Source organism: Maribacter sp. 6B07, assembly GCF_002700155.1.
GTDB lineage: Bacteria > Bacteroidota > Bacteroidia > Flavobacteriales > Flavobacteriaceae > Maribacter > Maribacter dokdonensis.
In genome coordinates this window covers 296804-310323 of sequence record NZ_PDUT01000003.1, presented here as the reverse complement: position 1 = coordinate 310323, position 13520 = coordinate 296804, and the positions used below count along the sequence as shown (strand labels likewise).

The following is a 13520-nucleotide window of genomic DNA, read 5'->3' as shown; positions in this document are numbered from 1 at the left end:
CCCCTTCTGGTCCCCACCCCCCCCTCGCCGCAGGCCCGGGGGGTCCCCCCGGTCAACGGAATGGCCGGGTGCGGTCGGTGCCATAACATCCACACGCCCTGATCACATCTTCCGATCGGTTCGTACCATCGGTGGAACTGTATACGATATCGTAACCGCCCACTACGTCCATAAAGGAACTAGAGTCTATGTCCACCGGAGACCCGTCGTCCGTCGTGGCCCCAAGCTCGGTATAGCCCGATCCCAGCTCTATGACCTGGGGGTTCGCCCCGTTCAACGTAATGACGGGTGCGGTCGTGTCCGGACCATGGTCGCCCGGAAGGTACTGTACCAGCGTCGCCTTCGTGGCGGTGGAACTGTCGTCCACATAACCCGAAACGCCACCACGGCCGCGCAAATGGATACTCACCAGATCCGTGCCGCCGTCACTGTACACCTGCACCCGGAGCGCATCCGCCTCGATAGGGTACTGAGCGCCACCGCCCCATTCATAGATGCCCGAGTCGATCCAGCCACCCTTGCCCTCTTCAAGAACCGTCCACGTACCGTTGCGAAGATAAGAGATGCGCCACATGGAGTTGGGCTGGGGCTGGTTGGGGTACGTCCCGCCGAAGGTGATATAGTTCACCAGCTTGGTACTCGACCAGTCCACCTGCCAACGGAAACCGTCCTCCGCGCCCGGACGGCCTAGGTTGTCATAACGGCCTACCCCGTACTCGTTGAATCGAGTAGGCGTATAATAATTCTCCGTCACGGGGTCGTACAAGATCGCCCCCATGGTTCCGCGACCTCCGTCGACACTTCCTCCAAGGACGGCATCATCCAACAGTGCCAGGTTGACCTCGGGATCTGGTTCGTTGTAACCATCTGTTTTTGGTTCAACATTTAGTTGATCAATCCATTCTTTTAATAACGCTACTCCTTTTTCATCAACCTTACCCTTAGCTATAGGAGGCATCATTATACCCGAATCTGTACTGTTTACCCGATAAAAAACATGTGATTTTGCAGCATTACCCGGATATAAAATTTTTTGATCATTTCCAATACCTTCAACAACTTCACCTATACCAGCAGTTAAAAGACCAGTTTCCTCCAAGGAATTTATTAACCTTAAGTCAAATTCTGCTCGCAATCCATTCGATGGCAAATGGCAATAAGCACAATTCAAATCTAAATATGAACGAGCTTTATCTTCTAAGGTAGCGTTGGGATCATCGATGGAGGAATAGGTCAAAAAATCTTGTGTATCAGAATCAAAAATTTGTTCATTTAAAATTCCTAAATGACTCAAAGTAACTAATTGATTTGCTACCATTCCTCCACTAATATGGGTGGAGTAATCATAATCACTATTTAAATACCTTGTTCTTGGACCTAAAGTACCTTGAGAAGATTCATTATGACAGTTTAAACATTCATTTGTCGAAGGATAGCGCCAAATTTCCGTACGTATTCCTCCATCAGTTTTAAGAATACCTATTGGTCGTTCTTCACCTGTAGTCATATTCACAAGGCTTGCATCGGTCTGATCGGAGTTCCATCTATAGGATAAAAAAGTCCAATTATCATCACTATTTTTTATAGAAAATCGCGTTTCTATTTTAATTGTAATATCTGGATTATTTTCATTAGTAGGGTAATCAAAATGTTTAACCAAAACAGAACCTACAGGAAAAATCCAATTTCCATTTTCCGAATATTGAATTTGTTCTTCCTCCGAATCATAGGTTCCATCATTAGGCAATGCCATCCAACGTTTCTTTACTGCGCCATCAGACCAAAATGCATCAATCGTTTCGTAAGGAACAAATCCATTGGTCACTTTTAGGTTATTCATATCTGTAAAAACTCCCGTTTCAGAAAGTAACTGTGGCGCGCCAGATGACAATAAAGGGGCTACAAAACGCAATAATTGTACATTGTTACCCTGTAGTAAATAATATATGTTACCGTCTGACCCTTCGCCAAAAGAAATCGGTCTTTTGGGCAAGGTACCTAAGGTTACATGGCTACCATTATTAATATCAACAGAAAAAATTTTCTGTGTAAGCCAATCAGCGGAAATATATTTTCCATTATAGGACGTAAATTCTGACCCACGATACACCTGACCTCCTATTATTGATTTAGCATCATCCCTACTAAATGAAGTCAAAGGAACTTCATGTTCCATATTATTCAGCATTTGAATATTACATTGATTAAAAGGACCCGCAATTTCTCCCTCCCAAACAGGCCAACCATAATTTTTCCCTTTAGCAACAATATTTATTTCATCATGAGTGCTTTGCCCAACTTCCCCTATAAACAACTTGCCTGTTTGAGAGTCTTTACTCATTCTATGAGGGCTTCGGTTACCTACCGTATAATATTCCTCAAAATTATCACCTGAAGTACTAACGAAGGGGTTGTCATTAGGTATCCAATATAGCCTACCAGTAAATTCATCAGACTCACCAGCATCTTCAGGCATTACCCTATTTGGTGGATGACTCCTATCTGAATTCATATCCACATCTATACGCAATACACCTCCATCCAAATTATCAATAATATTTTGTGCATTTACAGCCCTACCTTGCTCTCCTGTGGCTATATAAAGAAAACCGTCATCACCAAATTCCATTGCACCACCTCTATGAGTAGTATTCAACATTCGACGACGCATCATACGCACTCTAGAATCTAAAATGAATGACATATTAGACGGATTCACTTCGAAGCGATCTAAATGAATGTAATTTCCATGAAAATTGGATAAATCACAACCAAACGTTCCATTACCACCACTATTTAAAGTCTCATCACCTGTCTCCGATTCCGTGGTATAATAAATATATATGTAGTTTTTACCTTGCGTGCCAAATTCCGGATGAATTTCCAATCCCAATAGGCCTCCATCCCAAACTTCAATATTTGGTGAAACGGCATCACCAATTTCATTAGAAAAATCAACTAATAAGTTCTTATTTGGAACTGCTTGGTTATCTTCCATCCAATAAATCTTTCCATCGAGCTGCCCGACAATTACTCTAGTTTGACCGGGCACGATAGAGTATGTTAATGGCCAATCGAATCTTATATTTGGATAGGCAATTTCATAAGGATCTTGATCAAGATCAACGTCTGGAAAGTTCCCATTAACAAATGACCCGATTGGCTGTACATCGCTATAACCTGGTCCAAAAAACATAGAACCAAAACTCAAGGACACTGAAATTACTGCAAAACCTGCAGCTATTTTTAACCAACTACTCACCCCCCTTTTTATTTTCATTTAGATATATTTAAAGAGATATCCATCAGCAAAACTTATTGTCAACAAACATCATATGAGACATTAAAAAGTAGGGGAAAGTCAATTAATCAATTGACCCAATTAAAATTACAACAGTATTAGATTAACGAAAAATTAACATCTTAATACCAGATGAAAGACTAAAAAAATCGATAAACGACAACAATATTAGTAGTTATAAGGAAAGTATTATCCTAATTAGTAAACAGAGCATTGCTTACATTAGCATTCTAAAGTTTTTGATAACATTTACACATGCTTCCCCTCCACCCCATCAAAAAAAGCGTGATACTGTTTAAAATCAGCTTCTTTATCCTCTGTGGGTGTCATCGGACCTGAAAGTTTTATCTCTTTCTTACCATAATCAAAAGCAACTAAAACGATAGGCACATTTGCGGTTATGGCTATATAATAAAAGCCAGTCTTCCATTTTTCAACTTTTTTTCGGGTGCCTTCCGGAGATAGTGCCAATCTAAATTTTTTCCGTTCACTAAATATATGTACAGTAGCCTTTACGGTATCACTATTTTTTGTGCGATCAATTGGCGCACCACCTGTCCACCTAAAAAAACAACCAAAAGGAGCTTTAAACAGACTCTTCTTTCCTACATAGTTTATCTCTTCTTGCCAAACCGCTCGTATCAACAGCCCCAATAAAAAATCCCACCAACTGGTGTGTGGCACTACGATGGCGACAAACTTATCTAAATGTGATGGAAAAACTCCGTTTAGCTTCCACCCTAATAATTTAAAATAAATAAACTTTGCTATTTGCTGCATATTACTTGGGTATTGACCTGCCTATTTGGCAAAGCCTCATATTATAATGTAAGTGGTAATTTAAATGAGACTAGATCTTTTGATAAATAGCCTTAAGCTTTTCTGGGGTGATAATAGTTTTCCACTGCGCTCCTAGGGCATTTTCCCAAAGTGGCGCCATACCTAAAGCAACGGTAACCATTGTATTCATTTCCGAGTCAGTCAATTTAGAGCAAATTCCTTTTGGCAATACTATATTATGCTTTTCCAACATTGCATTGAACAACTGTACTCCTTCAGGATAAAACTCTTCTAAATATTGAAAAACCAAGCAATTTCCTATTCCGTGCTTTACTCCTAAAACATAACCTAGACCATAACTCATGGCATGTGCAACACCTACTTGGGAATAAGCTATACTCATACCACCATGCCACGATGCCATCATTAATTTTTCTCTACTATCGGATGCTTCGATATCTTTTAAAAACACTTCTTTGCAAAGTTCTAAAGACTTTTCGCCATAGCTTTTACTAAATGCATTTAAAAAAGTACCATTAAGTGATTCTATACAGTGAATAAAGCAATCCATCCCCGTATAAAACCATTGCTCCTTAGGCACACCAACGGTTAAATCCGGATCTAGAATTACTTGATCAAAAGTGGTGTAATCTGAATTGATTCCCAACTTCTTTTCGGGGCCCATTAAAACCGTAGTTCTTGAAACTTCAGCTCCTGTACCGCTAATAGTGGGAATACCTACATGATAGATTGATTGCTTATTCACCAAATCCCACCCTTGATAATCTGATGCACTTCCTTTATTAGTGAGCATGATCGCTACAGCCTTTGCCAAATCCAAAAGTGTACCGCCCCCAACACCTATAATACCAGAAGGAAGCTCTGTAAACTTTTCCTTAATCATAGACACCAAGGCATCTACTTGCTCTGTTTTTGGTTCTTCATTGGCTGAAATAAGAATAATTTGATCACAAAATATACTAGGTATCCTATTGATCAATTCTGTATTTTCAAAAACATCATCAACCAAATATATCATTGGTGCTTCAGAATGTTTTCTCTTTGGCATCAAAATATCTCCAAGAGTATCAAAACTACCCACACCATAGACCACTCTAGGTACCATAGGAAAATTACGGAATTCTTGTGATGCTTTGGTCGGTATATTGCTCTTTGCCATCTGTTTGTTCACCTGCATTTTCATTAAACGTATTTCAGCACATCGGTCAAAGTAGACATTGTCATATAACCATTATTATCTACAACCTCCGTTACTTCTTCATGCTGCCATGTGGTATGAAAAGGTATATGAACCGCTCTTGCTCCAATATTCACAAGTGGCAATACGTCTGATTTTAAAGAGTTACCGATCATTAAAAACTCGTCCGGTTCTATTTGTAAGTGCTCTAATAAATCACTGTAGTTTTTCTCTTTCTTATCACTTAACACTTCTACATGGTGAAAATATTCTGATAAACCCGACCGCTCCAATTTACGCTCTTGATCCAAGAGATCACCTTTGGTCAGTACAATTAAACGATATTTGTCCTTTAAACTTTGAAGTACTTCTTCTACTCCCTCTAATAATTCAACGGGTTGTGTTATCATCTCTTTACCTAAATCTAAAAGTGCACTTACCGTTTTAGGAGCAACTTGATTATTTGAAAGCTCCAACGCACATTCGATCATAGAAAGTACAAATCCTTTTATGCCATAACCGTAAAGGTCCAAATTTTTAATCTCAGTTCTAAAAAGCTCTTGATCTATTTTATTCTTAGTTTCATACTTCTCTAAAAGATCGGCAAATTTATCTTCTGTATCCCTAAAATACGTTTCGTTTACCCATAGGGTATCATCTGCATCAAAACCAATTACATTAATTCCATCAAAATTTATTTCCATGCCTTCTGCGCTTTCTTTAAGTCTTCAGGTGTATCTATTTCTATGCCCTGAACATTGGTTTCTACCATTTTTATTTTTTTACCATATTCCAAATAACGTATAGCCTCAATTTTTTCGGTAGCCTCTAATTGCAGCATTGGCAGTCGTTGAAAATCCATCAAAGCACTTTTTCTAAAAGCGTAAATACCTTTGTGCTTATAATAGACAGTATCCTTGTTTTTTGCTCTTGGATAAGGTATTGGCGATCTTGAAAAATACAGTGCAAAATCCCTATTATCTACGATTACCTTTACCGTATTTGGGTTATTAATTTCCTCCTCATCTGTGATTTTAACCATTAACGACGCTAAGTCAATTTCTTTATGCACGTCATCTTCAAACACCTGCATTACACCCTCAAGACTTTCACGATCTGTAAATGGTTCATCGCCTTGTACATTTACAATAATATCAACGTCCATTTGCATTACCGCCTCGGCAATACGATCGCTGCCACAGTCATGTTCTTTAACACTCATGATAGCCAAACCACCTTCTCTTACAATGGTATCATAAATAACCTGGCTATCGGTAACCACATAAACTTCATCAAAAAGCTTTGTATGTACGGCAGCTTGGTAAGTTCTTAAAATGACCGGTTTACCAGCCAAATCCTGCATTAATTTTGCAGGAAATCTCGATGCCGCATATCGGGCAGGAATCATTGCTATTTTCTTCAACTAAATATATTTTAAGTATTAGCCTTTGGTCGTAATTTTCTGTAAATCCTAAAAATGATCACTAATATGATAATGACCAAAACGGCTGCTAATATAGGTGCAAATATCGAGGCAACGGACACTACTGCGGCAGTACCTGTTTCAACGGTAGTAATTACCGGGTTGGCCAGACCTCCGGTGGTAGCCGTGGATGCCAATCTGCCCGTGGCACCTGCGCCTTTAATTGCTGTTGCGGTACCACCGCCTGCAATAATTGCCAATGACCACGTTATTACGGGATCTAGATCAGCCACTGTAGATACCATTACGGCAGTACCTGCTATTGCTGCCAATGGCACGGCTATACTATCCAGTAAATTATCGAACCAAGGAATAAAGTAGGCAAAAATTTCAAGTAAGGTTGCCACGCCCAATGTCAATACGGCAACTAGACTACCTATCCATTGCCAATTATCATTTAGTTCCCATACTCCAAAATAAGATGCCAAACTTAATGCAAACAATGGTAAAAACACCCTAAACCCAACAGATGCTGCTAATCCTACCCCTAAAAAAATGCTTAAAATCGTATCGGTTGTCATGTTGATCTCGCTATGGAAAAGACTCCTTTTCCGTATCCATAAATACTAAAATAATCTTTTCTTAATCAAGAAAAAAATCATCTTTAAAACCTATAAGGTACAATTTATTCTTTGCTCTGGTTACCGCTGTATATAACCATCTTAAATATTCCTTATCAATACCATTTGGCAAATAAGGTTGTTCTACAAATACAGTATTCCATTGCCCACCTTGAGATTTATGGCATGTTATAGCGTATGAGAATTTAACCTGTAAACCATTAAAGTATTTATTATTCTTTACCCCTAAAAATTTCTTATACTTTGAAGTTTCATGGGCAAAATCCTTCATTACTTCTTGATAAAGCCTATTGCCGTCTTCATAGGATAGTGAAGGAGATTCCGCTGTTATAGTATCTAACAACAATACCGTTTCAAATGGCGCCATGTTGGGGTAATCTACCATTTTCACCTTTACTTCGGCAAATTTGAAAGTATAAATTTCTTTGATATCGAATATTTCCAGTATTTCAATAATATCTCCATTAGCTATAAATCCAGCTTCAGAGCTTGGCTTTAACCAATAGTAATTATTTTTTACCACCATCATAAAATCACCAACGGCAATATCATTCTCTAGATAAAGAATACGTTCGCGTATATTCTGATTGTATAAGTTTGCCCTCTTATTTGACCTAACTATAAATGCCGTCTCCTCTTTTCCGTTTTCCGCATACGAACTATCTATGGCTTCCTGTATTTCATTGCCATCTATTAATCTTACAATATCTGTAAAGGGGTCTACATCAAATTTAAAATCTTCAAAAAAATCGCTTTGCAGTTGCTCTCGCAATAATGTAGCGTTCGCCAATATACCAGAATCTCCCGCTTGTCTTACCACTTCGCTTAGTTCTAACCTAACGACTTCCTTATTATAATTTAAGGAAAGTTTATTACCATCTAATGCCGGACTCAACACCAAATGAACGGGTGGTAATTGTGCCGTATCACCTATTAGCAACAGCTTGCACTTATGTCCTGAATAAACGAACATCATTAAGTCATCTAAAAGGGAACCGTTTTCAAATAACTTTGAATCTGCAGCGGTATCGGGAATCATTGAAGCCTCATCGACTATAAACAAAGTATCTCTATGTTTATTAGGTGCCAACACAAATTGCACTCCACCACCACTTTGCTTTTTCGGAAAATATATTTTTCTGTGAATGGTAAATGCCTGCGTACTCGAATAGTTAGACATCACTTTTGCAGCCCTACCAGTAGGAGCCATCAATACAGCTTTCTTTTGAACTTTCCACAAACTATTGACCAAAGTGCCAATTAAAGTAGTTTTTCCGGTACCGGCATAGCCTTTTAATAAAAAAACTTCATCTTTAACTTTTGACAGGGTGAATTCTGCCAATTTTTGCAAAGCCACTGATTGTGTGGCAGTTGGTGAATGAGGAAATTTGTTTTCTAGTATAGTATAGAAAGAAGCGGGTGTTATTGGTTTCATGAGCCCCCAAAGATAAAGATGATTTTTAGGCTAAAAACTTTTACCATTAAAAAAAAATTGTAGATTTGTGAAGACCACTAAATAAAAATAACACATACGAAATGAAGACCGTAATACAAATTGTACTTTGGATTGGATGTATCGCTTTAGGATACTTTATTTACAACTCCATTACCGGACCAATCAAATTTAAAGAGGTAAAAGAAGAGCGTTTTGCACAAGTTATTGCTAAGCTAAAGGATATTAGAAATTCTCAAGAGGCTTACAAAACTGTTAATGGCAAGTATGCAAATGATTTCAATAGTCTTATTCGTTTTATCGATACCGGTAAATATGTAATTACACAGCAAAGAGATTCTTCATTTATGGAGTTCGATAAAGCTTACGGTATTGACATGTTAAGAGAGGTAAAAATTATTGATACATTAGGTTTTGTTTCTGTAAAAGATTCTCTTTTTAAAGCAGATACCAGATATAAAAGTTTAATGGAAGTACCTACAGCTGCAAACGGAGAAAAATTTACAATGAAATCTGCCTTTGTAGAAAAGAGTGGCTATAAAGCCCCTGTTTTTGAAGCTAAAGTTGACAAAGAAGTAGTACTATACGATCAGCCCAAAGATTTATTGGCTCGTGAAAAAGCCGCATTAAGTGTAGAAGAGGTTAATGGAGCGTCTATTAAAGTAGGTTCTCTTGAAGATGTTAGCACAACTGGTAACTGGCCTGCTATTTATGACAAAAAAGAGAAGAAATAATAGCTTAAATATAGCGGATAAAAATTTTAAGAAATTGTCCATTCAGGTTAGCTTGAATGGACTTTCTTTTTGTGTGGCAGATACTGTTTCGCAAAAATTATTGCTATCTGATAGGGTTGATTTCGCATTTGAAAAAAACCCTATGGAAGTAAAGGATGAACTGCATAAATTATTTCTGAAACATGATATAGAAAATATGCAGTTTGACGAGGTGGTTACAGTTCATAGAAACACCCTCTTTGGTTTAGTTCCTAAATCATTGTTCAATGCCGATAATTTATACGAGTACTTAAAGTTCAACACCAAAATTTTGGCAAACGATATTTTGGCATATGACGAAGTTGAAAATCATGATCTAGTAATTGTATATGTGCCTTACGTAAATATCAACAATTATATTTATGATCTTTTCGGTGAATTCCACTATATGCATAATGGCACGGTACTGCTACAATCTTTAATGAACAACCAAACACAAAACCAAGAAACTACATGCTTTGTACATGTTAGCAAAGACCAGCTGGACATTACGGTTTTGAACCAACGTAAATTAGTGCTTTACAACAGCTTTAAATACGACACCAAAGAAGATTTTGCCTATTACCTGTTATTTGTTTTAGAACAGCTGGAGTTAGACCCTAAAACAGCAATTGTAAAACTTTTTGGAGATATTGAAGAAGATGATGCAACTTTTAAATTATGTTACAATTATATACAACATATAAGCATTTTCGCTCCCTCAACCCAACAATTAATAAAACTTGGAGAACCATCTTCCAGTTCTATAGACTTCACGCTCATTAATACTATATAATGCGAATAATTTCAGGAAAGCACAAAGGTCGTAACTTAATAGCCCCTAAAAAATTACCTGTAAGACCTACCAAAGACATGGCCAAAGAAAGCTTGTTCAATATTTTGAACAATTCTTACTACTTTCCTGATTTGAAGGTTTTAGATCTTTTTACCGGTACCGGAAACATCAGTTACGAGTTTTCATCTAGAGGCGTAGATGATGTACTTGCCGTTGATGCCCATGGTGGTTGTATAGATTTTATAGACAAGACGGTTTCCCTATTAGATATGAACATTAGAACTTTAAAGAGCGATGTCTTTAGTTTTTTACAGCGAAATACCGAAAAATTCGATATCATCTTTGCCGATCCATTTTACGATATGGAATTTACCGATTTTGAAAAATTACCTCAGTTGGTCTTTGAAAACGACCTTTTATTAGAAGATGGTGTTTTAATTATTGAACACTCTAACCGCACCAGCTTAGCAGAATTACCTTTCTACAAAAACTCACGAAAATATGGTGGTAGTGTTTTTAGTTTTTTTGAAAAATAACAAAATAAAAAAGCAGACCATAAGCCGGATTCTGTATCCTAAAAATCATTAGAACTCCTTATCATTTATCTAGGTAAAGGGTTACCCCAGTACTCTAACCGCCTACCCTTCGGCTTGGGCGTGCAGCCCTTAAACACCGATTTACATGACGTTTCACCGTATAGAGTTTACCTGGTTTCACTACAGCCTAACTGTACTTGCTTTCTGTTGCACTTGTCCTCGCTTTTCAACGGACGGGCGTTACCCGCTATACTGCACTATGGTGTCCGGACTTTCCTCTCCCAATTGCTTGGCAGCGATAAGGCGGTCTGCTTTGCGCAAATGTACTGCAATTGTTGATAACTAAAGATGATCTGTAACCTTAATTCTCGTAAGTATTCCAAGCTATATTTATATTTGTAATAGAATAAACGAGAGTAGCATTTTGGAACCTTTTATCGTATCGGCACGTAAGTATAGACCTCAAACATTTAAAGATGTTGTAGGTCAACAATCTATAACCAATACTTTACAAAATGCCATTGACCAAAATCATTTGGCACAAGCGCTTTTATTCTGTGGTCCTAGAGGTGTAGGTAAAACAACTTGCGCACGTATTTTGGCAAAGCAAATAAATTCTGATGGCACAGAACAGGAGAATGAAGATTTTGCTTTCAATATTTTTGAGTTGGATGCCGCTTCCAACAACTCTGTGGACGATATTAGAAATTTAATTGACCAAGTACGCATACCGCCACAAGTAGGTAAATACAAAGTTTATATCATTGATGAGGTGCATATGCTATCTCAATCTGCTTTTAATGCTTTTCTTAAAACATTAGAAGAACCGCCAAAGCATGCTATTTTTATACTTGCAACCACAGAAAAGCATAAAATTATACCTACTATTCTTTCTAGATGTCAAATATTCGATTTCAAAAGAATTACGGTTAAAGATGCCGCTGAATACTTAAAATATATAGCAGAAAATCAAGGAATAAATGCGGAAGATGATGCACTACATATTATAGCCCAAAAAGCTGATGGTGCCATGAGAGATGCCTTGTCCATTTTTGATAGAGTGGTTAGCTTTTCTGGATCTAATTTAACACGTAAAGCAGTTACAGAAAACCTGAACGTTTTAGATTACGATACTTATTTTGAAGCCACTGACCTAATATTGGAACATAAGATTCCAAATCTACTTTTGCTTTTTAATAAAACGTTGTCTTTAGGTTTTGACGGACACCATTTTATATCTGGTTTAGCATCTCATTTTAGAGATTTGATGGTATGTCAACACCCAAACACCATTACTTTATTAGAGGTAGGCGAAGAAGCCCAACAATTATATAGAGAACAAAGTAAAAGGACATCTCCTTCCTTTTTATTACAAGGGCTGAATATTGCAAATGATTGTGATTTAAAGTACAAAACAAGTAAAAATCAACGCCTTCTAGTTGAATTGACACTTATGAAACTTGCCTCTATCGATTTTGATGGAGAAAAAAAAAATCCTGAATCAGTAGCACTTCAAAATAAGACCATTGATTTTATTGCTCCATCAGCATTTTACAAACAGATTCCAAAAGTTGCTGGTTCTTCAAACCAGACTATAGAGAAATCTGTTGAGAATTATAATACCGAAAAGGTAAGCACCAAAGCAGAACCGGCAAAAGATAGTATTTCTTCTGAAACAAAAACAGCGGCAACTATTGATCACACTAGTACAGAAGAAACTAATGTAGTTTCAAACCCACAAGTTAAATTAGAAGAAAAGAAACCAGAGCCCCTAAATACGTCGGAAACGAACGATATAAAGGATGATAAGAAGATTAAAATCAATCGTCCCACCAAAAGGGTATCAGGTCTTTCAATTAAAAGTCTAAACGCCAAAAAACAGCACGAACTCAACAGAATTGAGGTTGTTATTGATGAAAAAAATCTACCAAGAGAAAATTTTACTGAAGAAGATTTACGCAAGCATTGGGCCGATTTTATAGAAATTATAGATAAAAAAGGGCAGAAAATTTTAGCATCAAACTTACACACCGATGTCCCAAAACTTAAGGAAGATTTTAAAATTCATATTGAGCTTCCTAACAGTACAATGAAAAAGGAGATTGAGCGCGAACAGTTTGAGCTAATGGAATATTTACGTGCCAAATTAAACAATCACTTCGTACACCTAGACATTACTGTGAATGAAACAACGGCAAAGAAATTTGCATTTACTCCTGAAGAAAAATACGAAAAACTAAGAGAGAAAAACCCTGTGATCGATTTATTGAGACAAGAGTTCGATTTAGATCTATAGCGTTCTCTTTACTCTAAAAGCGAATACTAAAAGAACTACCGAAATTATCAATAACCCAAAAGCTTCCCTTCCCAATTCAACTGTTTTAATATCTCCATCATTTAAATCAAAACCTTGAAAATCTGACGGATACAAATAAACAAAACCTATAAAAGCAAATATCCCCAATACCAGCGGCACAACAAATTTAATTTTTTTCAATGCAAATAATAACGACACTAAGGCCGCTATACCATACACGATGATCCAATGTAAAGAATCTGGATCATTGTACTGTAACACTGCGCCTATTGCAAATAAAATTGCAAATACAAATCCTAATGTTTTAAATAATACATTCATCT

General features: G+C 37.3%; 12 protein-coding genes and 1 other RNA gene. 4 read left to right on the top strand and 9 right to left on the bottom strand.

All coding sequences use genetic code 11. The features are described from left to right. Window positions 1-52: 52 nt before the first annotated feature. From CSC80_RS13960 to CSC80_RS13930, 7 genes are all read right to left on the bottom strand, one after another. Window positions 53-3196, bottom strand: coding sequence for a PQQ-dependent sugar dehydrogenase (locus CSC80_RS13960; RefSeq protein WP_236973396.1), 3144 nt, complete (start codon window positions 3194-3196; stop codon window positions 53-55). Between the two features lie 354 nt (window positions 3197-3550). Next, window positions 3551-4081, bottom strand: coding sequence for a 1-acyl-sn-glycerol-3-phosphate acyltransferase (locus CSC80_RS13955; protein WP_099192586.1), 531 nt, complete (start codon window positions 4079-4081; stop codon window positions 3551-3553). 70 nt (window positions 4082-4151) lie between these two features. Next, window positions 4152-5285: an iron-containing alcohol dehydrogenase family protein gene (locus CSC80_RS13950; protein WP_236973395.1), complete on the bottom strand. Its 1134-nt coding sequence runs from the start codon at window positions 5283-5285 to the stop codon at window positions 4152-4154. Further along, window positions 5285-5983, bottom strand: a complete 699-nt coding sequence (locus tag CSC80_RS13945; RefSeq protein ID WP_074669658.1) for an HAD family hydrolase — start codon at window positions 5981-5983, stop codon at window positions 5285-5287. The genes CSC80_RS13950 and CSC80_RS13945 overlap by 1 nt, the downstream gene beginning before the upstream one ends. Continuing rightward, window positions 5974-6687: a 3-deoxy-manno-octulosonate cytidylyltransferase gene (gene kdsB, locus CSC80_RS13940; RefSeq protein ID WP_172822542.1), complete on the bottom strand. Its 714-nt coding sequence runs from the start codon at window positions 6685-6687 to the stop codon at window positions 5974-5976. The genes CSC80_RS13945 and kdsB overlap by 10 nt, the downstream gene beginning before the upstream one ends. Before the next feature lie 26 nt (window positions 6688-6713). Continuing rightward, window positions 6714-7283: a DUF4126 domain-containing protein gene (locus CSC80_RS13935; protein ID WP_058105787.1), complete on the bottom strand. Its 570-nt coding sequence runs from the start codon at window positions 7281-7283 to the stop codon at window positions 6714-6716. Between the two features lie 61 nt (window positions 7284-7344). Beyond that, on the bottom strand, window positions 7345-8778 hold the full coding sequence (locus tag CSC80_RS13930; protein WP_099192584.1) for an ATP-binding domain-containing protein: 1434 nt from the start codon (window positions 8776-8778) through the stop codon (window positions 7345-7347). A gap of 101 nt (window positions 8779-8879) precedes the next feature. On the opposite strand from CSC80_RS13930, the gene CSC80_RS13925 reads away from it, so the two are divergent. The 3 genes from CSC80_RS13925 to CSC80_RS13915 are packed head-to-tail and all read left to right on the top strand — an operon-like array spanning window position 8880 to window position 10880. After that, entirely contained in the window at window positions 8880-9530 is a 651-nt protein-coding gene (locus tag CSC80_RS13925; RefSeq protein WP_074669662.1) for a hypothetical protein, read from the top strand. After that, complete coding sequence (locus tag CSC80_RS13920; protein WP_180268623.1) at window positions 9508-10344, top strand: DUF3822 family protein; 837 nt, start codon at window positions 9508-9510, stop codon at window positions 10342-10344. The genes CSC80_RS13925 and CSC80_RS13920 overlap by 23 nt, the downstream gene beginning before the upstream one ends. Beyond that, complete coding sequence (locus CSC80_RS13915; RefSeq protein WP_058105783.1) at window positions 10344-10880, top strand: RsmD family RNA methyltransferase; 537 nt, start codon at window positions 10344-10346, stop codon at window positions 10878-10880. Before CSC80_RS13920 ends, CSC80_RS13915 begins: the two co-directional genes overlap by 1 nt. A gap of 5 nt (window positions 10881-10885) precedes the next feature. Here the strand turns inward: CSC80_RS13915 and rnpB are convergent. Next, window positions 10886-11195, bottom strand: an RNA gene (rnpB, locus tag CSC80_RS13910) — RNase P RNA component class A. A gap of 109 nt (window positions 11196-11304) precedes the next feature. Here rnpB and CSC80_RS13905 point away from each other — a divergent pair. Then, window positions 11305-13176, top strand: a complete 1872-nt coding sequence (locus tag CSC80_RS13905) for a DNA polymerase III subunit gamma/tau (protein WP_099192583.1) — start codon at window positions 11305-11307, stop codon at window positions 13174-13176. On the opposite strand, the gene CSC80_RS13900 is transcribed toward CSC80_RS13905, so the two are convergent. Beyond that, window positions 13171-13518, bottom strand: coding sequence for a transmembrane 220 family protein (locus tag CSC80_RS13900; RefSeq protein WP_099192581.1), 348 nt, complete (start codon window positions 13516-13518; stop codon window positions 13171-13173). The genes CSC80_RS13905 and CSC80_RS13900 overlap by 6 nt on opposite strands. Between the last annotated feature and the right edge of the window lie 2 nt (window positions 13519-13520).